The sequence below is a fragment of the Rheinheimera aquimaris genome, from assembly GCF_020531985.1.
Taxonomy (GTDB): domain Bacteria; phylum Pseudomonadota; class Gammaproteobacteria; order Enterobacterales; family Alteromonadaceae; genus Alishewanella; species Alishewanella aquimaris.
On sequence record NZ_JAJAVQ010000002.1, the window covers coordinates 156,417 to 176,324 of the forward strand.

Annotated in this window: 22 protein-coding genes; 13 read left to right on the forward strand and 9 right to left on the reverse strand. The window is 49.4% G+C overall.

Going from position 1 to position 19,908, the window contains the following annotated elements; genetic code table 11:
* Positions 1-16: 16 nt before the first annotated feature.
* Positions 17-1,819, reverse strand: a complete 1,803-nt coding sequence (locus tag LHL18_RS05645) for a coiled-coil domain-containing protein (RefSeq protein ID WP_226766130.1) — start codon at positions 1,817-1,819, stop codon at positions 17-19.
* A gap of 165 nt (positions 1,820-1,984) precedes the next feature.
* Here LHL18_RS05645 and LHL18_RS05650 point away from each other — a divergent pair, with 165 nt between their 5' ends.
* The 4 genes from LHL18_RS05650 (at position 1,985) to LHL18_RS05665 (ending at position 6,008) form a co-directional block, all read left to right on the forward strand.
* Complete coding sequence (locus LHL18_RS05650) at positions 1,985-3,988, forward strand: DNA topoisomerase III (RefSeq protein ID WP_226766131.1); 2,004 nt, start codon at positions 1,985-1,987, stop codon at positions 3,986-3,988.
* 67 nt (positions 3,989-4,055) lie between these two features.
* Positions 4,056-4,835 (forward strand): peptidylprolyl isomerase, encoded by a 780-nt coding sequence (locus LHL18_RS05655; RefSeq protein ID WP_226766132.1) that lies wholly within the window; start codon positions 4,056-4,058, stop codon positions 4,833-4,835.
* A gap of 197 nt (positions 4,836-5,032) precedes the next feature.
* Positions 5,033-5,731, forward strand: a complete 699-nt coding sequence (locus LHL18_RS05660) for a nucleotide-binding protein (RefSeq protein ID WP_134053281.1) — start codon at positions 5,033-5,035, stop codon at positions 5,729-5,731.
* Complete coding sequence (locus LHL18_RS05665; protein ID WP_134053278.1) at positions 5,688-6,008, forward strand: replication protein RepA; 321 nt, start codon at positions 5,688-5,690, stop codon at positions 6,006-6,008. Before LHL18_RS05660 ends, LHL18_RS05665 begins: the two co-directional genes overlap by 44 nt.
* A 13-nt stretch (positions 6,009-6,021) precedes the next feature.
* On the opposite strand, the gene LHL18_RS05670 is transcribed toward LHL18_RS05665, so the two are convergent.
* A complete protein-coding gene (locus LHL18_RS05670; protein ID WP_226766133.1) occupies positions 6,022-6,444 on the reverse strand; it encodes a DUF3010 family protein in 423 nt (140 codons plus the stop codon).
* 15 nt (positions 6,445-6,459) lie between these two features.
* Positions 6,460-6,822, reverse strand: coding sequence for a hypothetical protein (locus LHL18_RS05675; RefSeq protein WP_226766134.1), 363 nt, complete (start codon positions 6,820-6,822; stop codon positions 6,460-6,462).
* Positions 6,823-7,088: 266 nt separating this feature from the next.
* Between LHL18_RS05675 and ccoG the strand changes: the two genes are divergently transcribed.
* Genes ccoG through LHL18_RS05695 form a run of 4 tightly spaced genes read left to right on the forward strand, consistent with a single transcriptional unit; the run spans position 7,089 to position 10,849 of the window.
* On the forward strand, positions 7,089-8,519 hold the full coding sequence (ccoG, locus tag LHL18_RS05680; RefSeq protein ID WP_226766135.1) for a cytochrome c oxidase accessory protein CcoG: 1,431 nt from the start codon (positions 7,089-7,091) through the stop codon (positions 8,517-8,519).
* Positions 8,516-9,511 carry a serine/threonine protein kinase gene (locus LHL18_RS05685; protein ID WP_226766136.1) on the forward strand — a complete coding sequence of 332 codons (996 nt, stop codon included), beginning with the start codon at positions 8,516-8,518 and terminating at the stop codon, positions 9,509-9,511. The genes ccoG and LHL18_RS05685 overlap by 4 nt, the downstream gene beginning before the upstream one ends.
* A 50-nt stretch (positions 9,512-9,561) precedes the next feature.
* Complete coding sequence (locus tag LHL18_RS05690; protein WP_134053268.1) at positions 9,562-10,200, forward strand: thiol:disulfide interchange protein DsbA/DsbL; 639 nt, start codon at positions 9,562-9,564, stop codon at positions 10,198-10,200.
* Positions 10,201-10,213: 13 nt separating this feature from the next.
* Positions 10,214-10,849 (forward strand): thiol:disulfide interchange protein DsbA/DsbL, encoded by a 636-nt coding sequence (locus LHL18_RS05695; protein ID WP_226766137.1) that lies wholly within the window; start codon positions 10,214-10,216, stop codon positions 10,847-10,849.
* A gap of 46 nt (positions 10,850-10,895) precedes the next feature.
* On the opposite strand, the gene LHL18_RS05700 is transcribed toward LHL18_RS05695, so the two are convergent.
* Positions 10,896-11,759 (reverse strand): DUF817 domain-containing protein, encoded by an 864-nt coding sequence (locus LHL18_RS05700; RefSeq protein WP_226766138.1) that lies wholly within the window; start codon positions 11,757-11,759, stop codon positions 10,896-10,898.
* A gap of 116 nt (positions 11,760-11,875) precedes the next feature.
* Here LHL18_RS05700 and LHL18_RS05705 point away from each other — a divergent pair, with 116 nt between their 5' ends.
* Together LHL18_RS05705 and LHL18_RS05710 are read left to right on the forward strand one after the other, a co-directional pair.
* A complete protein-coding gene (locus tag LHL18_RS05705) occupies positions 11,876-12,421 on the forward strand; it encodes a DUF6942 family protein (protein ID WP_226766139.1) in 546 nt (181 codons plus the stop codon).
* Positions 12,408-12,887, forward strand: a complete 480-nt coding sequence (locus LHL18_RS05710; RefSeq protein ID WP_226766140.1) for a hypothetical protein — start codon at positions 12,408-12,410, stop codon at positions 12,885-12,887. Before LHL18_RS05705 ends, LHL18_RS05710 begins: the two co-directional genes overlap by 14 nt.
* A 5-nt stretch (positions 12,888-12,892) precedes the next feature.
* Here the strand turns inward: LHL18_RS05710 and LHL18_RS05715 are convergent, their stop codons facing one another.
* From LHL18_RS05715 to LHL18_RS05735, 5 genes are all read right to left on the reverse strand, one after another.
* The gene (locus tag LHL18_RS05715; protein ID WP_226766141.1) at positions 12,893-14,422 is read right to left on the reverse strand and encodes a PepSY-associated TM helix domain-containing protein; all 1,530 of its coding nucleotides are present in this window, start codon (positions 14,420-14,422) and stop codon (positions 12,893-12,895) included.
* On the reverse strand, positions 14,423-14,686 hold the full coding sequence (locus tag LHL18_RS05720; protein ID WP_226766142.1) for a hypothetical protein: 264 nt from the start codon (positions 14,684-14,686) through the stop codon (positions 14,423-14,425).
* Complete coding sequence (locus LHL18_RS05725; RefSeq protein ID WP_226766143.1) at positions 14,676-14,942, reverse strand: hypothetical protein; 267 nt, start codon at positions 14,940-14,942, stop codon at positions 14,676-14,678. Before LHL18_RS05725 ends, LHL18_RS05720 begins: the two co-directional genes overlap by 11 nt.
* 7 nt (positions 14,943-14,949) lie before the next feature.
* The gene (locus LHL18_RS05730) at positions 14,950-17,223 is read right to left on the reverse strand and encodes a TonB-dependent receptor (protein ID WP_226766144.1); all 2,274 of its coding nucleotides are present in this window, start codon (positions 17,221-17,223) and stop codon (positions 14,950-14,952) included.
* Positions 17,224-17,408: 185 nt separating this feature from the next.
* A complete protein-coding gene (locus tag LHL18_RS05735) occupies positions 17,409-17,795 on the reverse strand; it encodes a DUF4920 domain-containing protein (protein WP_226766145.1) in 387 nt (128 codons plus the stop codon).
* A gap of 124 nt (positions 17,796-17,919) precedes the next feature.
* Here LHL18_RS05735 and LHL18_RS05740 point away from each other — a divergent pair, with 124 nt between their 5' ends.
* From LHL18_RS05740 to LHL18_RS05750, 3 genes are all read left to right on the forward strand, one after another.
* Complete coding sequence (locus LHL18_RS05740; protein ID WP_226766146.1) at positions 17,920-18,519, forward strand: peptidoglycan recognition protein family protein; 600 nt, start codon at positions 17,920-17,922, stop codon at positions 18,517-18,519.
* The gene (locus LHL18_RS05745) at positions 18,519-18,908 is read left to right on the forward strand and encodes a hypothetical protein (protein ID WP_226766147.1); all 390 of its coding nucleotides are present in this window, start codon (positions 18,519-18,521) and stop codon (positions 18,906-18,908) included. Before LHL18_RS05740 ends, LHL18_RS05745 begins: the two co-directional genes overlap by 1 nt.
* A gap of 114 nt (positions 18,909-19,022) precedes the next feature.
* On the forward strand, positions 19,023-19,820 hold the full coding sequence (locus LHL18_RS05750; RefSeq protein WP_226766148.1) for an HNH endonuclease: 798 nt from the start codon (positions 19,023-19,025) through the stop codon (positions 19,818-19,820).
* The last annotated feature ends 88 nt before the right edge of the window (positions 19,821-19,908 follow it).

The window sequence follows — 19,908 nt, forward strand, 5'->3', positions numbered from 1 at the left end:
TAACTAACGGCGAGGGCTAGTCAGAGGCTTTGCTTAGCTTCTTCTCCAGTTTCTCAATTTTTTCCTGGGCCTGCTCACGGTAGCGGGTTAAGCGCTCAATGGTGGCTGCAGCGTTATCTTTAACAAAGCTAACCTGCTGTTCAAGTTGAGCTTTTTGTTTCTGGAATTTATCTTTCTCCAGCTGCAGATCGGCAACCAGATCGCGTTGCTGCTGCAATTCTTCCCGCAGCTGACGGATAACTTCACGTTGCTCCGCCTGATGATTAGCGGTGATGGCACTTTGCTCTTTCAGCATAGCGTTATTGGCTTTGAGCTGTTCGAGCGTTGCCTGTATATCCTGTGAATCGTCGATATCGGCGGTGTGTTGCGCTTTTTCCATTGCATCAAGCTGTTCCTGCGCTTTAAATGCATTATCACGCTGCACATCGGCTTCACGCCGGCTGTGATCCAGCTCTTTATTCAGTTCGCTCAGTTGTTTGCTAAGCGCTTCCAGCTCTTTTTCCTGCCGCGAAATGGTTTCTTCCGCTTGCTGATTCAATGCATTTTGTTCAGCAGGTACCTGCTCTGCTACTTCATTCTGCTGCTGCAAGGCTTGCTCAAGCTTTGCCAGCGCATCATCCCGCTCTGCTGTCAGTTCTTCAGTTAACTGTTTTGTTTGTTCCAGTTGCTGTTGCACGGCGTCGATTTCAGCCGTCAGCCTGGCTTCTACTTCAGCGATTGCCTGCTGATCAACAACGGTAACCGGTTCGCCGCCTGACTGGGCTTTTTGCGCCTGTTCCAACTGGGCTTGTAAGCGTTTATTCAGTGCTACTGCCTGTGTTTCAGTTTTGGTGGCCTGTTGCAGCTTAGACTCAAATTCACTCAGCATGGCTTCAAGCTCAGTAACATCGTGGTCACGGGTTTGTAAGTCCTGCTGAGCCTTTTTGCTTTCCTGACGCGCTTTGTCGAGTTCCGCTTTAATGCTGGCTTCAGCTTGCTGTAATGCCTGTATTTGTTGCTCAGCCTGCTCAGCTAACTTTGCTTTTTGCTGCAGAGGTTCTAATTCCTGCTCTGCCGCAGCAAGTTCAGCCTGTAGCTGCTGCAGTTTTTGTTGATTCAGCTGCTGTTCGTTCTGCAACTGTTCTTCCAGCTCATCCTGTGCTTGTTGCGCTGCAATCAGTTTCAGCTGGAGTTGCTCGGCTTCAGCTTTCGCTTCATTCAGCTGGTTCTTGGCATCTGTGGCCTGCTGAGTGGCTGTTTCCAGTGCTTTTTCCAGTTGGGTCAGTTTGGTTTTACTGTCAGTGACTTCCTGGTCAGCCAATGCCAGTTCAGACTTTAACTGCTCAAGTTCGGTAGTATAGGTCTCAAGCTTGGCTTGCTGGTCGCGGTTTTGCGTCTGAACCTGATCCCGCTCGCTGACCAGGCTGGCATATTTCTCTGCCTGCGTTGAAAGCTGTTGTTGTTGCTGCTGTAAACTGGTTTCCAGCTCGGCTTTGCGCTGTTGCAGTTGCTCCAGCTCCAGTTGCAGCTCTCGGTTATGTTCTGCTGCCAGCACTTCAGCCTGCATCGCTTGTTGCAGCTGCTGATTTAGCTGATCTGTTAGCTTTTTCGCATGTTGCTCAGATTCACGCTGAAAGGCAGTGACAAAGTCTTCACTAAAAAAACTGTCTGTACTGGCGGGGGCAGGAGCTCTGTTTGCTTGTTCGTTACGCCATTTTTGATAATGCACGACCAGGCTGGCCTGTGCACCGGGCACTTTAGAAATTAAATAATCTAATGAAACAGGTTTGCCTGTTTTGTGCAATTCATCACAGATCTTCTTAACTTCACTATATTGCATTGCTATTTATCCAACTGACCGGGTGGAATGACTGTCAAATACAGAGTACTACTACGCCCTCATTCTAAGCACTTTTTTATTAAAACCAAATTTTAATTACATTTTCTTTGCAACCCGCTATCTTGCCGCCTAATATACTGTATATAAAAACAGTTTGGTGCCGCTATGATCCTGTATATTGCTGAAAAACCCAGTCTCGCCCGGGCTATTGCTGCGGTGTTACCCAAACCTCAGTACAAAGACAAAGGCTTTATTCGTCTGGCCAACGGTGATGTGGTCAGTTGGTGCATCGGGCACCTATTGCAACAAGCTGAACCACAGGATTACAACCCTGACTACAAACGTTGGCAGGCAGCACAATTGCCGATAGTACCGGACAAATGGCTGTTAAAAGTACGAAAGTCAGCTGAACAGCAGCTTAACGTGATTAAGAAATTGTTAAAACAGGCCGACAGTCTGGTTCATGCTGGTGATCCGGATCGTGAAGGCCAGTTGTTGGTAGATGAGGTGCTGGCGTATTGTGGTGTCAGTGAAAGCAAGTTGGCGGGCACACAGCGGCTGTTAATCAGTGATTTGAATCCGGCTGCGGTAAAGCGATCGCTTACCCAGTTAAAGCCAAACCGTGATTTTGTCCCGATGTCGACGTCAGCTCTGGCACGTAGCCGGGCAGATTGGTTGTATGGGCTAAATATGACCAGAGCCTATACCCTGCAGGGGCAGAAAGCCGGCTATCAGGGCGTGTTATCAGTGGGCAGGGTGCAAACGCCGCTATTAGGTTTAGTGGTAAAACGCGATCAGGACATTGCAAACTTTGTTGCCAAACCTTTTTATCAGGTACTGGCTGAGTTGGAAACAGAGCAACAGGAGCGCTTTACTGCGCTATGGCAACCGAGCAGTGCTTGCGCACCCTGGCAGGATGACGAAGGCCGGGTGTTGGTAAAGGCACTTGCTGAGAAAGTGCAGCAGAAAATCTGTCAGCAAGCGGCTGTGGTCAGTAAGCTTGAACACAAAGAGGCTAAGCAGGCACCGCCGTTACCTTACAACCTGTCAACTCTGCAAATAGAGGCGGCGAAGCGTTATGGTATGACGGCACAGCAGGTATTGGATAGTTGCCAGCAGTTGTATGAAAAGCACAAGCTTATTACTTACCCCCGCTCTGACTGCCGTTATCTGCCAAAAGAACATTTGAAGCAGGTTAAAGCGGTATCTCAGGCTGTTGCAGTGAATGAACCTGAGTTAGCGCTGGCCGTGCAGCAAGCAGATACTGCTTTAATCAGCAGAGCGTGGAATGATGGCAAGGTAGATGCGCATCATGCCATTATTCCGACTGAAAAACGCATGCCAGCCGGGCGGCTCAGTGTTGCTGAGCAGCGTTTATATCAGATGATAGCCCGCCAGTATCTGGCGCAGTTTTATCCACCATTTTGCTACCGCGATACGCTGGCAGAAGTCACTATTGCCGGCGGCTGTTTTGTTGCCAAAGCACGAGTGGAGCGCAGTGCAGGCTGGAAGAAGCTGTTCAGACTGCATAATAGCGGCGATAAAGTAGCGCTTACCGCTGATGAAGCCGAGCAAAGCCAGTTACAGACTACTTTACCCGCTCTGGTGGTTGGTCAACCTTTGTTATGTATTGCGGCAAAGGTGCTGGACAAAAATACCAGCCCACCGCAGCCATTTACTGACGCCACACTTTTAGCGGCAATGACGGGGATTAGCCGTTATGTGACCAATGATGAAGTACGCAAAATCCTGCGCGATACCGATGGGCTTGGTACTGAAGCAACGCGGGCCGGCATTATTGAATTGCTGTTTAAACGTGGTTTTCTGCAGCGCAGCGGCAAACAAATCCATGCCACTGCAACAGGTGTTGCATTGATTAACGCGCTGCCTGCTGAAGCGGTGACGCCGGATATGACAGCGCGCTGGGAAGCCGCCCTCAATGCTATCTGCCAGCGTCAGCAAAGTTATCAGGCTTTTATGCAACCGCTGTTGCAGCAGCTACAGCTGTTAATTCAGGGAGCGGCCAATGCAACTCCTGTTGGTTTGCCAACGCAGCCCACGCAACGCTGGCGCGGTAGCAAAAACGCTGCGGTAAAAGGCGCTCAGGCAAACCGCCGCTATCGGCGTAAGACCACTGGCGCGGCAGTGGCAAAAGCTAAACGTAATTAATTGTTATCCTGCTGGATTTTGTTTTGTAGCCTGATTTAAGCTGCAGCACAAATTACGGAGAACAATAATGACAGCAACAAAACGCTTTAAAGCCTTATTAGCGACCGCAGTACTAGGCTGCAGTGGCCTGGCGCAGGCCACTATCGTTGAGGTGACTACCAATGTGGGTAAGTTTGAAATTAACCTGTACGATGAAAGTACGCCGGTAACAGTGCAGAACTTTTTAAATTATGTGAGTTCGGGCCGCTATGATGGCACTCTTATTCACCGTTCTATACCAGGGTTTGTGGTTCAGGGCGGTGGTTATGTGTTTGATCAAGAACTGCCACTTAAAGCCGCTGCAACAAATTCCCCGATTATTAACGAACCAAAATGGTCTAATGTACGCGCCACCATCGCTATGGCCAAACAACCCAACAAGCCGAACAGTGCGACAAACCAGTGGTTTATTAACTTAGTGAATAATGCGTCTAATCTGGATTTTCAGAATAATGGTTATACCGTATTTGGCCAGATTAGCAGTACCGATATGGCAGTGATAGACGCTATTGCCGCGATACCGCAATATAAATTCTTCGTATTTGGTCCGCCAGAGCCAGCTGATCTTCCGCTGCTCAACTACTCGGATTCAGACTATGATGATAATAAGCCGCTGGTGGCTGACAACCTGATTACTATTGAATCTATGGTGGTTGTGGATAACCGCACTAATACCGTTTCTGGCCTGACGCTGGTTCCTACCACCAATACCGGTGGTTCAGGTGGTGACAGTGGCAGCAGTGGCGGCAGCTTTGGTTGGTTGCTGTTACCACTAAGTTTATTGGCGCTGCGACGTCGCCGCAGTTAAAGACCGAAAAATCACAGTATAAAAGCGGAGCAACAGCTCCGCTTTTTGTTTTAACCGGGCACTATTATGTTTTAAAGCATCCGCTTAGCAGAAATCTTTCTACTGTGTCGCTGGTCAAGTCAGTGATGTCATCTACACTTATGCCACAGCCCTGTCTGAAATTATGACAGCTAATTGGTGTAAGTGAGGGTAGCCTGATGATCTTGTTAGTGGGTGGAGAAAAAGGTGGCAGCGGAAAAAGCTGTCTGGCACAGAATATTGCGGTGTACTTTTCCCGTGAGAAGAAGGCCAATGTCATGCTGGTTGATTGCGACCCGCAACGCACCTCGTCCGATTGGGTGCAGGAGCGGCACCTCGATGCTGCTTTACCCTGGATAAACTGCGTGCAAATGTATGGCAAAATCCGTTATGAATTGAAAAGCCTTGAAATGCATTACGATGTGGTCATCGTCGATTGTGGTGGCCAGGACAGCGTCGCACTGCGCTCCGCGATGGTGGTGGCATCTCATGTGCTGTTTCCATTACGGCCTAAGCGGCGCGACCTGAAAACGCTGGAGCATCTCGAAGATTTGGTCAGTGCCTGCAACGTGGTAAATCCCGACATGATTGTTGGTTGCGTCATTACGCAGTGCCCGTCGCTGCCAAATCAGGCGAACCGCATTCTGGATGCAAAAGAAGTGTGTAAGTCGTTTAACATCCGGGTGCTGGATGCTATTACTTACAATCGCAATGCTTATGATGACAGCGAAGAAAAAGGTTTGTCTGTAATGGATGTAGAGCCTGACGGTAAAGCCGCGCAGGAGATCCGTGATATAGTGACCGAGTTACTGGCAATGAAGGCGATACAAGAAGATGGCGCTGACCGATCTGAAGAAAAAGTCGCAGCCGCACGGTAAATCCGGTTTTACGGCAGACGAATTTATTGATGATGCTAATAATTATGCGATGGGCATGCCGCGTATCGTTAGTTTACGGCTGCCGGATGCGGATGATACTGATGACACGACCCGGCTGCCGATGCGCCATGCGACCTTCACGTTAAGCCAGGAAGCGATAGATGCGTTAAACGAGCTGAGCCAGGCAACCGGCGAAGCCAAATCCAAGTTAATCCGCAAATTGATTTTACAGGCCAGCAAGCCGGTAAAACGGCAGCTGGCCAGAAAGAAAAAATAGTGGGTGAAACCGGCTATTTCATCAAAAAGGCATAGCCGGCCAGGAACGCCGTTTCCTGAAACACTTTTAAACCGGTATCTTTAAAGTCGATTGGTAACGGGTGGCGCTTTAGTTTTTCTTTTAATTCCGTGGCGCTGATAATGGTACAGTTACAGCCGGCAATAAGCTGTAACGCGGCTTCTATTTTAAACCCTACTGCGCCGCCGGCAAATTTGCCTTTCTGCGGCCTTTCTTTGATCACCAGCTGACTTATCTGGTAATCCTCAATAAATTTGGCAAACGTAAACTGAAACTGACGCATCTGTTGCTGGTCGGCATCTTTACTGAGTGCAAAGCGGTTCTGCCGGCAGTCAGCCAGTTCGAACAAGCCATGTTTTAACGTCATCAGGCAGACGATGGCTTCACTACCTTTGATCTCGATTCCACAAGTACGCATAGCACAGCCCTCTGCTTAAGGTTGGGTTAAATTATGATAGTTATTTTCAATGACTGTACAGGTCTGCTGTAACGGCTCACCATACAAGATGGGGCTGAAGTCTTTATTTACGCAGTAATTAAGACGAAAACGTTTCAGACTATCAATGCTGCTGGTCGCTTTTTCCAGCTGAGCGCGCTGGCTTTCGCCCCATTGTTCTGACAACTCAAGTAATTGCTTGCGGGTTTTACGCAGGGCGCCTTCTTTGCTGTCACCAGCTATCGCGGCCTTATCTAAAATCGCTTCAAACAATTGCTCTTTATACGGCTTAATCTTTTCGTGATCCGAAAAGGTAATCACTAACAGCACTATCACCACTAACCAGAAAAACTTTTTCATTACGTCTGAACTCCGGTAATACACGCCGCTATTGTATCGGATTGCAGCGGCGCATGCATCGGCACTGTGCTGATATCTGAAAATCGTAAACCTGAATGACAATATTCAGCCGTAACTGTAAACCACGTTGTCGGTTTTTGCTATAAAGCGCGATTTGGCAAGGTGTCAGCAACAGGCACAGAATTTGCTTTGTCACAGGTCAAAGAATTCAGCGTGTAAGCTGTTATAATCAGCGGCAAGTGCAGACAGCAGTATCGGGGTCGGTAGTGGATCAGCAAAAGATAGATATTAAAAATATTCCGGTGCATGTTGAAGTGCATACACCCAGCGCAAACAAGGCACCAGAGTATGCACCGCGTAACCGCATTTATGTGCGGGCGGTAAAAGGGCTACATCAGGCGGTTCGCCGTTATATGGGTTTTGTATTCATGGGCTTGTTTATGCTGTTGCCCTGGTTACAGTACGAAGGGCATCAGGCCATTTTGCTTGATATCACCGAGCAGAAATTCAATATTTTCGCGCTGACATTATGGCCACAGGACTTCACCATTCTGGCGTGGATTTTTATTATTGCCGCTTATGCACTGTTTTTTATTACCGCCTTTTATGGCCGGGTCTGGTGTGGCTATCTTTGCCCACAAACAGTGTGGACCTTTATTTTTATCTGGTTTGAAGAAAAAATTCAGGGTACGCGCAACCAGCGTATGAAGCTGGATGCCGAGCCCTGGTCGGGCGTTAAATTCTTTAAAAAAGCCGCCACACATTTTTGCTGGTTGGCATTTTCACTACTGACGTCGCTGATTTTTGTTGGTTATTTCACACCTGTGGCCGATTTGTTCATGCAGTTTTTTACGCTGGAAGCCAGTTTCTGGGCAGTGACATCGGTGTTGTTTTTTACGCTGTGCACCTACGGTAATGCCGGCTGGATGCGGGAAATCATGTGTACGCATATTTGTCCGTACGCCCGTTTTCAGTCAGCCATGTTTGATAAAGATACTTTCACCGTCACCTATGATGAGAAACGCGGTGAAAACCGCGGCCCGCGTAGCCGCAAAGATAAAGACTACAAAGAAAAAGGCTTAGGTGACTGCATTGATTGCAATTTGTGTGTACATGTGTGCCCTACCGGCATTGATATTCGTAACGGCCTGCAATATGAGTGTATTAACTGCGGCGCCTGTATTGATGCCTGTGACGATACCATGAGTAAAATGGGCTATCCGCCGGGGCTTATCAGTTACACCACCGAGCACAGCTTAAATGGCAAGCCTACCCGGGTGTTACGGCCTAAGTTGTTGGGTTATCTGCTGGTATTGCTGGCGGTATGCACTGCTTTCGCCTGGACGTTATACAGCCGGGTGCCGCTGGAGATGAATATTATCCGTGACCGTGGTGCGTTGTTCCGCACCAACAATGATGGCCTGGTCGAAAATACGTACACGCTGAGTATTTCCAATAAATCCCAGCATACAGTGGTGTTTGATTTAAGCGTGTCGGCAGATGCCAGCTTTAATTGGATAGGCCCGCATCAGGTCAGTTTAAATGGTGGTGAAACTGGTAGTGTGCCAATCAGCCTGGCACTGGATCCCTACAGCACGAAAGAGCGCTCACTGGAAATTACGTTTACCGTTCAGCAGCAGGATAACGCTGAAGTCCAGCTGCAGCAGGCGACGAAGTTTTTCCTGGGCAACCGATGACCACATTTGACTACAGTACACTGCAGCCGGATCTGATCCTGGATGCGCTGACCGAGCAAGGCCTGGACGTATGTTCAGGCCTGCTGGCATTGAACAGTTATGAAAACCGCGTTTACCAGTTCAGCGCGTATCAGGCCGGCAATGACAGGCCGCAGAAGTTTGTCGCCAAGTTTTACCGGCCACAGCGCTGGACACAAGCGCAATTGCTGGAAGAGCATCAGTTCGCAGCAGAGCTGGCAGCGGCCGATGTGCCGGTTGTTGCGCCTTTAGCAGTAAAGGGTAACAGCCTGCTACAGTTTGCCGGTTACTCTTTTGCATTATTTCCAAGCCGTGGTGGCCGCACGCTCGAGATCGACAATGACGAGCAACTGGCCATGCTGGGGCGTTTTCTCGGCCGTTTACATCAGGTCGGTAAAGCAACCGCTTTTGTGCATCGTCCGGCATTCAGTATCGATAGTCATTTACTCCAAAGCCGGCAACTGCTGGCTGAACTGTCGCTTATCCCCGGCTACCTGCGTCCGGCATTTGATAGTGTATTGGATCAGGTCATTGCATTGTGCGCAGAACAATACCAACCCACTAATATGATCCGACTGCACGGTGATTGCCACGCCGGCAACCTGTTCTACATCGAGCAGGGACCTTTTTTTGTTGATTTGGATGACTGCCGCTCGGGCCCGGCAATTCAGGATTTATGGATGATGTTATCCGGTGACCGCCAGCAGCAGCGCGATACACTGGAAATGATGCTGGAAGAGTACGAGCAGTACTGTGAGTTTGACCCGGCCGAGCTTAAGCTGATCGAGCCTTTACGGGCAATGCGAATGATACATTACATGGCCTGGTTGGCCAGACGTTGGCAGGATCCGGCTTTCCCGATGAACTTTCCATGGTTCGGTACAGACAAATACTGGGAACAACAGGTGCTGGCATTAAAAGAGCAATTATTTCTGTTACAGCAGCCGCCGCTTTCATTAGTGCCAGACTACTGAGTTTTTGTTAAGCTGTGTCCAACTTACCGCATCAGAGGATATTACTGAGCATGAAAAAACTGTTTGTGTTAGCAATGGCTTTACTGCTGCCGCTGACGGCCTGCGCCGAAGCGAAGTATGAGCAAGGCAAGCAATACGATGTGGTGGCTGATGTCGCTACCAGCAAACCGGAAGTGAAAGAGTTTTTCTCGTTTTACTGTCCGCATTGCTACCAGTTTGAACCGATAATGCAGAGCGTGGAGCATAAGCTGCCTGAAGGTACCAGTTTTAAAAAAATGCATGTCGATTTTTTACGTGCTGCATCACCTGAATTGCAGGAAGCGCTGACACGGGCTTATGTGGTAGCCGATTTTCAGCATCAGGGTGATAAAATCGCGATGGCGTTTTTCAACCGTATCCACCGTGACCGTGCCGGTTTTGCCAACGCTGACGATATCCGCCAGTTGATGCTGATTAACGATTTCGATGCTGCCACTTACGACAAAGCGCTGAAAAGCTTTTCGGTAAACTCTGCTGTGAAGCAGATGAAAAAAGAGCAGACAGAGCTCAGTGACCGTCGTATTTTAACTGGCGTACCTATGCTGTTGGTCAATGGTAAATACCGGATCAACCTGGCAGAACTGGACAGAAAAAATGTTGAGCAGGATCTGCAGAACTTGATCGCTTTCCTGCTGGCAAAAGACGCTTAAGGGCACGTTACTGATGAAGAAGCTATTTGCATTATTGGCACTGACACTGTTGTTGCCTGTGGCGCAAGCCGCACAATTTGAAGAAGGCAAGCATTACGACGTTATTGCGGAGCAAGGTACCGCCAAACCTGAGGTGAAAGAGTATTTTTCATTCTACTGTGGTGGTTGTAATGCATTTGAACCCATAGCTCAAAGCGTGGCAAAGAAGTTACCTGCCGGTGTTGAGTTCAAAAAATCGCATGTCGACTTTATCCGTGCCGCGTCGCCCGAGCTGCAAAATGCGCTGGCCCGGGCCTATCTGGTCGCGAAAGGGTTGGGTAAAGGTGATGCGGTGGCCAGTGCATTTTTTAATCAGATTCACCGTAACCGTGCGCCTTTTGCTAACGAAAATGACATTCGCAGCCTGGTACTGTTGCATGACATCGACGGCGACACCTATGATAAAGCGATGAAGAGCTTTTCTATTCGTGGTGCGGCAAATCAGATGAAGAAAGAGCAGGATGATTTGTCTAACCGCCGGGTACTGACAGGTGTGCCGATGCTTATTGTGAACGGTAAGTACAAAATTAATAATGCGGCGCTGAGCACCAAAAATATGGAAGCCGAGCTGCAGCAGTTAATTACCTTTCTACTGGACAAAGATGCATAAAGTTATCGTTACGAAAAAGGCTACCTGTGGGTAGCCTTTTTTATGGCTAGCGCGGCACATCAATACGCTGTTTTACGTACTTTAGCTGCGCCACTATGGTAAAGGTCATAATCACCAGCAGCGACCACGAACTCCACTTACCCAAATGCACCACCGACCAGGCGCCGAGCTGATTCGGGTAACTCCACAGCCCCATAAAGGTGCTGATGTTTTCCGCCAGCCAGATAAAAAAGCCGACCAGCACAAAACCGAGTAATAGCGGCATACTGCGTTCGCGATCCAGCGGCGTAAAATACACCACGGTACGGGCATATAACCCCAGTGTCGCGGCGGCGATATACCAGCGGTAGTCGCCGATATAATGGTGAGTAAAAAAGTTAGCATAAATAAGCAGCGCCACCAGCACTGCCATCCAGTATGGCGGGTGATGTACGACCCGCTGCTGCATCAGACGCCAGCTTTGAATAATATAACTGCCCACTGCGGCATACATAAAACCGGCAAATAGCGGCACGCCGAATACTTTGCTGTAGGCAAAATCCGGGTAACTCCACGACTGAATACTGCCTGAGGTTTTAAACACCTCCAGCGCAAAACCCACCAGATGAAACAGGCAGATAGCTTTAAGCTCATCTAAGGTTTCCAGTTTGCTCCATACCATCCAGAATTGGATCAATAGCGCCAGTATAAGCAGCACGTCATAGCGCGGAATCGCCAGAATACCGCTGCGTGGCACTAGCAATACGGATGCAAAAAACAACGCCACGAACAAACAGGCCCTGGCCTGCTTCAGGCCGAAAAACCAGAATTCCCAGCAAAAGCGGCGAAAACCTTCAGTATTTGCAGGCGGGGTGACCTGCATTAACCAGTTATCAAGCCGGTTAACAGCAGCGATAGCAACAGATGACATAGGCATTCCCTGGCAAAGTAGCGGTCAAAATTACCTTGCAATCAGATACAGAGCAACTGCTTATGCTACAGTAGCCAGCTGAATTAAGGCTGAGCGCATATCCGGATTCGCGTGCAATGATATCTCTTTCACAATATGGCGCTGGCTTTGGTGATACTGATGCGCAGCTAAATGTTTATATCGCCAACAGGCCGTCAATGGCTGAATACGCCGATTTAGCGGCAGTTGAGCCGTTACAGAGCGGTGAAATCGAGCTGATTAACCGCGCTTGCGGTAATGGCTGGCGTAAGGTGTTTAATGTTTACGCTAAACTGTTGTTTGCACTGGATGCTAAGCAGTTTTCATTTACTACGCAGGCAAAAAGCTGGCAGCTGTTTCGCGACCAGTATTTACTGCAGGCGCAAAGCAATACTGCACTGTGGTTTAGCGCACCGTGGCTGAATGGCGATAGCCAGCAAATTCATATTATTGCTGGCCGCACTTATGCTAAAGCTTTGCTGGATGCGGGCCTGAGCGCTCAGCTGAACTGGTTGAATAACGAGTTCGCGGTCGATAGCTATCACCGGTTGTTAGTATGCCCTTACTTTGACTATCGTCAGCTTAACAATGAAAAGCTGCTGTTTCTGGCGCAGCTGATAAAGGATTTAGATGAAACACCCTGAGTTACAAACGCAGCTGCAACAGCTGTGTACTAAGTTGCAGAGTTTTCAGTTTGGCATTGGTGGCAGTTGTCTGCTGTGGCACCTGGGGCTGGAAGCTTCACCCAATGATATTGATATGGTCTGTACAGAAGCAGATTTTGCCGCTATCTGCGACACTCTTAAGGCGGATGACTTTATGGCACAAAATGCAGCGCCTCACCCGCAGTATATGTCGGTACATTTTTGTCGTTTCAGCCAAAAAGGCTGGCCGGATATTGAACTGATGGCCGGTATTGCGGTGAAACAGCACGATGAGCTTGTGCACTGGACATTTAAGCCCAGGCAATGCCATTGGCAAAACCAGATCTGCTGGATGCCACCTGCAGACTGGCTGCAACTGTATCAGTTGTTTAACCGGCCACAGCGGGTGGCACAGTTAAAGCGTTACCTGCTGGAGTTAACGCTGCAAAGCCTGAATAACAGCTAGCGGCTTCAGGCTGTTTTTGCCCAGATGCTGTTGTCCAGCCGATTGGCCCGGCGCTGGCTGGCACGGGCCAGTAAGCAGAATAAAACCGCCAGCAACACCGCCGTGCCTTCCACCGCGGGCCGCAGCAGAGCGCCTTGCAGCAGCGGGGTTAGAAAAAACGCACCGCTGCCATACCAGGCCGCAACAGGTACCAGCATTGTTAATAGCGCGCAAATATACAGCAGCTCAGCACCGGCTTTGGCTGGCTGGCGGATAAAGGCCCAGACTAAAGCGGCAAAGAACACGCTGAAATACACTGTGCTGTGCCAGGCTTCAGTCAGCAGTGAGCCTGCAATAAAGAGTGCAGAAACCCCCGCGACGGAGCCCAAACACACTCCCAGTGTGAGCGACGCCATGACACGTAATTTGGCTGGTTGCGCGCTGCTGTTGCGTCGCCGTACTTCCAGCCACAACAGGTTGCCGCTGTAAAACAATAACGCGCCAGCCAGCCCCAGTACAAAGTACAGCCATTTTGACGCATAACCGGCAAAGTCACCGTAGTGCAGGTTTTGCAACCCACGCAAAAAAGTGGTGCCCGGGCGGAACTGGTCCGGGCTTAACATACCGGCCAGTTCACCACTGGCACTGTTAAGCACCACGGCGGCATTTTGCGTTAAGGTAGCTGATGGCAGATGGCCATAAATAGTTACGGTGCCGTTGGTATCGTCTGCATCGTGGTAATACAGCATTTCCGGCTGCATGGCTGGCATATGTTCAGCGGCTAGCGCCAATAATTGCTCTGGCGGTAACATTTTTGCCTGCACGCCTGATGGTTCAACATGCGCAACCACATCAAAATCCGGCTCTAAAATCTCCAGCAGCTTGCCGTCAAACACCAGAAACTGAAATGGCGCTAACATTAAAAAACCAATGGTGAGTACTGCGCCGCTCCAGGCGAAAATAACGTGAAACGGCAATGACAATACGCCGACGACATTGTGCATATCCAGCCATTTGCGTTTGGTACCCTGATCAGAGCGGAAGGCAAATAAGTCTTTAAGAAACACCGGCGCATAAATCACTATGCCGCTTAGCAGCGCCAGGCCATATAAAATGCAGGCTATGCCAAACAGGTACAAACCGGTTTGCCTTGGTAAGCCGGCAGTAAAGTGCAGGTCGTAAATCAGATTGATAAAGTCTTGCCGGGCAAGCTGTGGTGTGGCTGCAGGCTTCTCATCGGCGGCAAATTTATACTGCTTGCCACTTTCTGCGTCGTACCACAGTACAGCCAGATCAGGGCCGTGCGCGCCGGGCAGCAGCAGGTTAAAGCCGTGTGCAGCCTGTGGATGCTGCTGCAATACCTGATCGATCAGCGGCTGCGCCTGAGCCAACGATGGCGGTGCACTGCGTTGCTGCACGGCGCCATGCCATTGCTGTAATTCATGCACAAACACCGAGATAGCTCCGGCATAAAAGGCAATAAACAGCAGCAGGCCGGTAAGTAAGCCGGTCCAGGTATGCAGATTACGGAAGCTTTTCTGGGTACTGACTTTCATTTATCCCGCCACGACATAAGTTTTGATCAGCCATAACAGGCTGTAGCTAAACACGGTTAACACGGTGAGTAACAACCATAGTTTTTTGTTACTGCGGCTTAAGTACATCAGCGCCATTATCAGCACCCATACTGGAAAGGTGAACAGCAACCACGGCAGCACAGAGCGCTGTGCTTCACCCGGAAACAGCAGCGCCAGTATGCCAATAAGTGCAATGGTAAGCGGCAGGCCAAATAGCACGGCAGCCCAGTGTTTAGCGGCCATGTCGCACTCCTTTACGCCGGATCAGAAACGGCAGCAATACCCAGTACAGCATCAGCAATGTCAGCGCGAGGTAAAATGCGGGCCAGAAGCCGTAGCCCGGTGCCAGCAACCATAGCGCTATCAGCAATGCGGTTATTGCGACAATCAGCAGCGCTGTGCCAGGCAGTTTCTTTTGCAGCAGTTGTTGCTGTGGTGCCAGCAAGTACACCGCAAGCGCACAGATAACCAGGCTGATAGCGGCCAGAAATAGCATCATAAGCCGGTTACCATTGCCACTGTAAACCGGCGCCAACCACCCGTGGTGCACCGAAAATAGCCACCTGTTCACCGGCCCAGTGATACTGCGTATAGCCTTTATCGAACAGGTTGTTAACGAACAAATACGCTGACCAGTTAGTGCTGTCGTAACTTAGCCGGGCATTAAACAGCGCACGGGACGATAACCACAGTGTGCTGTCACGCGGGCCGGTACTAACTTTACTTCTGAAGTTACTGTTAACGTTCAGTGCCCAGTTGTCTGCCGGATACCAGTTCGCACCCAGTGCAGCAGTATGGCGTGGCGCATAGGCAAATGGCTGGCCGGAAAAGTTGCTGATCATCGCACCGGCAATAGCGTCAAATTCGTCATACTGGGTTTTGGAATAGGCATAAGAGCCATACCAGTCGAGCTGATTATTGATGCGCTGACGTACTTCAAACTCGGCGCCATACAAATGCGATTTACCGGCATTAACGGTATGCGAGTCAAAGCTGTTGATACCAAAGTTGGCGATAACCTGTTTGTCGGTCCAGTCGATGTAGTACAGGTTGCTGTTAACGGTCAGGTTTTGATCCAGCCAGTTACTGCGCCATGCCAGCTCGTAGTTGGTGGTAAATTCCGGCTCATAGCCAAACACTTCGCCGCGGGCAATGTTGTACGAACTGCCACCCGATCGGTAGCCACGCTGCACGGTAAATGCCAGTGATTGCTCTGCACTGTACTGCCAGCGCGCGCCCAGTTTGGGTAAAAAGGCATTAAAATCGCGGCTGCTGGCCGGTACGCTGCTGGCCGCATCGTTAACCATGCCAAGTACGGCGTTATTGATACCGCTAAAGGCGGCGTACAGTGCCGTTCCCGGTGCGCCAAAATTGGCCGGGTCTGGCAGGGTACCGGCAAACTCTGCGGTGGTGTCTGACTGGTAATCGTATTGCTCGGTATCAAAACGGGCGCCTGCCAGTAAAGTCCACTGTGCTGACAGCTGATATTCCAGGTCAAAAAATGCCGCCAGGTTTTCTGATTGCGTTGGGCTGACATTGTTGTAGTCGACCGGGATCACCGGTAGGGCTTGTCCGTATAAGGCGGCCAGTTGCTGCGCTGTGGCCGCATCCAGCCCGTTGCCCTGCAGCACGGCGGCAATAGTGGATAAAGGCGTGACAACGTTAGTTAGGGTAGATGTCATGCTGTCCATTTCGCGGCGTGACCAGTAAAGGCCTGCCAGCGCCCGCAAGTTGTCGCCACTGTAGTGCAGCCGCAACTCCTGCGACAGGGTATCGAAAACACCGTCGGTCAGGCCGTAGGCCAGGTTTTGCTCGGTCTGGTCATTATCGTAGCTACGAAATGCATCAGAGCGCGTTTTGGCGGTAGTCGCCGAAACAGACCATACATCATTCAACTGGTAGTTCAGCTCCAGCGTGGTGACATCGGTAACAATATCGGTTTTACTCTCTGCATCTGAGCGGTTAATACGGTTGTTGTAGTAATCATCCTGATCAATGGCGCTGTATACATACATATAAGGCCCTTCAGAATCGTCGCGCAGGTGGGTTAGCCTGGCGCTGAAACCGGGCAGAGCTTTGGGTGTCCACAGCAGTTTTATCCGTGCCGATAAGGCATCTACGGCATCTTCTGGCTCGTTACGGGTAATGTTGTGTACGTAACCGTCAAAATCGCGCTTTTCCAGCGCAACACGAAATGCCAGTTCGTTTTCAATCAGCGGGCCGCCACCGGCAAAGGCGATACGGCGATCAGACGGGTCGGAAAACTGTACTCTTGCTTTGGCCGCCCAATCCATTGTCGGCTCGGCTGAGCGCATCACTATGGCGCCGGCCAGCGCGTTTTCGCCCTGAATAGTCGACTGCGGGCCGCGCATCACTTCTACCTGGGCTATGTCCCATAAGTCAGTCGGGCCGGCGTCAGCAATCTGGCTTGGCAGCGCGGCACCGTCTAAGTAAATAGTCGCCAGCGGGTTAGAAGCGCCGGCTTCATCGGCAATACCGCGGATAGTAAAACCACGGCTGCCATACATGGCCGACACATTAGCGGTGCGGTTTAGAATGTCGTCCAGGCTTTGCAGGTTTTCCTGCTCAATTTTAAGTGCAGTGGTAACCGCCACACTGCTGGTGGTGTCCTGTATCGAGCGGTCAGTTTTCTCACCCCTGACGGTAATAGTTTCAATCTGCCGCTCTGCGCTGATATCGGCAGCAGTTTGCGCAAATGCGGGTAAACAACTTAAAGCAACAGCGACGGCAGACAGCCTGAAACGGGATGCGAACAACATTACAGCTCCATGTATTCATTTTAACTACGCAAACAATAACGCGAATGATAACGAATCTCAATAATGATATGGCAAAAGAACGGCTTTTGTTAGAAAAATACTGTTCCACACTCTTTATTAACTATTGTGTTTCTTTGGGGGAAGTAAAACAGCAGCTATGCAGCTGCTGTTATTCGGTCACAACTTTATTCAGCTATTTCTACTGCAGTGGGATACAACTGGTAAGCATCTGGTTCATCTTCACCTTGCGGCCATAACCGCACAGTACCGGTGGCATAAGCGGTTTTACCTTTTGCGCTGAGTGGAAATACCATATCGCCATCCCGTACTTTTATCCGAAATGGCAGTGTCGCATCCTCAGTGCTGAACTTCATCCAGCAGCCCTGCTTGCTGCAAACAGAATCAACAGTACCGCTAATGGTTACTGTTTTATCGAGATAGCTAGCGGGCTGCTGTAGCAGCTGGCTTACCGGCATCACCGCCGTTTTGTCTACCGTTTCACCAAACAACGTCGCCGCTTGTGCTGATAGCAGCAGGCTGGTTGCCAGCAAAGCATAAAAGGTTTTCAACATAGCATTTCTCCTGGAAGCAGCCATCTGCATCTTTAATATACAAAAAATAAACATAAAGTTTACCTTTTAAGTGTTTTACGCTATACCTGATACCGTATTTAGCTTAACAGGTTTGGAAAGCGCAATGTCTACAGTAGATAAAGACGGCATGCTGATCGATGCCAAAATCACACTAAAGCGTTACACCAGTATAGAGCACGGCAATTTATCCACGGTAAAAGCTGTGGTGGTGCATCAGACCGATGCACCAACGGCCCAGCATACCTTCAATGGCTATAATGCCGGAGGCAATGGTGCACATTTTTTGATCGCGAAGAATGGTGATATCTACCAGACCGCCAGCACACAAAAGCGCTGTTATCATGTCGGGCGGCTGATTAAATCCAAGTGCCTGACACTGGACAAGAACAGTTGCGACAGTGCTGAAATGGCCGTTATTCTGGCCAAGTCCTGGAGCAACCAGATAAAAGCACTGGATGCACACGAACGGCAAAAAGCTTACCCGGCTCGTTACCCGGTAAACTCCGATGCGCTGGGTATCGAAATTGTCGGTAAGCACCTGGATGACACTCAGTATGAAGCAGTAACCCCGGCACAAAATACGTCATTGCAATGGCTGCTTGGTGAGTTATACAGCCACTTTTCACTAACCAAAGCTGATATTTACCGCCATCCCGAGGTATCGTATAAAAACCCGGGTGAAGCTAAAGGAGCCAGTTGGTAATGCGCAGTATTATTCTAGCCAGTGTCTGTATTATCTTGCAGGCCTGCGGCAGTCAGCCACAGCTATTTAAAGCGGCCGACATCAACAACGTGTATATCGCCGATTTTGTTTCAGACGCGCCGCAACAATGTAAACCGTCAGACGTTGACCTTAGCAATATTCAGGTAAAGCAGTTTTTTCAGCAGGCAGCCGAGGTTGAACATAAAACGCTGCATGATCATTACAACTACGCGCCCTGTGCCATTGAAGGCACGCTGACGTATCAGCAACAAAGCTGCAACTGGCAGGTACGCGCCGGTGCGACGGGTTATGTTCAATGTGCCGGTGAGTATCGTTACTTCGCCTGCGACAACTGCGAGCAGATGTTTAACCCAACAACACAAAATTAATGATTCAAAAACGAAACTGATGGATTAAGCGTTACTGGCCAGTTCTAAGTTTAACAAGGAGTTACACTAGCGTTTTAGGGCAACAATTGTTGCCCTTTTTTATTTTTAATTTCAATGACATTATGTTGGTTATATAGGAAGGCTGAGATATGTAAATATAATATGGCAACAGTACGCTGGACGAGACAACAAAGCTTAATAGTGTTTAGTCTTTATTTCCGTTTACCTTTTGGTCGGTTTCATTCCCGCAATCCTGACGTTATTCAATATGCTAATTTGGTTAGTCGGACTCCTTCAGCTGTTGCGATGAAACTGTCTAATATCGCAAGTCTTGACCCTGCTATAACTCAAAGTGGCCGCTCTGGTTTAACTGGGGCTTCCAGTGCGGACAAAGTCATGTGGCAAGAAATGCAGCAAGACTGGGCAGCTTTTTCTGTCGCTATGGCTCAAGCTGAACAAGAGTTAGGTGTAGATAATTTTACTGATTGTGTGAATACCGCGAGCAATGCAGAGACAACTAAATTGGCAGCAGTGAAAGTACGTATTGGTCAGCAGTTTTTCCGCAGTGCTGTAATAAGTGCCTACAACCAGCGCTGTTGTATTAGTGGCTTGGCTAATCCAAAACTGCTGGTGGCCAGCCATATAGTGCCTTGGAAAACAGATGAGCAAAATAGGTTAAATCCACATAACGGCTTAGCGTTATCGGCTTTGCATGATAAGGCTTTTGATTTGGGTCTGATTACTGTTGATGAAGATTATCGAGTAGTCGTGTCCAGCCAAAATACCGATAAAAGCGACCAGTTTTATACTGCCGCAATCGCCAGCTTTCATGGCAAACCTATAACATTGCCTGAGAAATTTTATCCAGCAGCACAGTTCCTGGCGTTTCACCGTGAGCATATTTTTCAGTAAGCTGGACGCCTGCTTGACACTTTAATATGCACTTAGAAGCGCAATCACAACAACATTTTAGCCGATGAAAGTTAGCTAAGCAGTATGA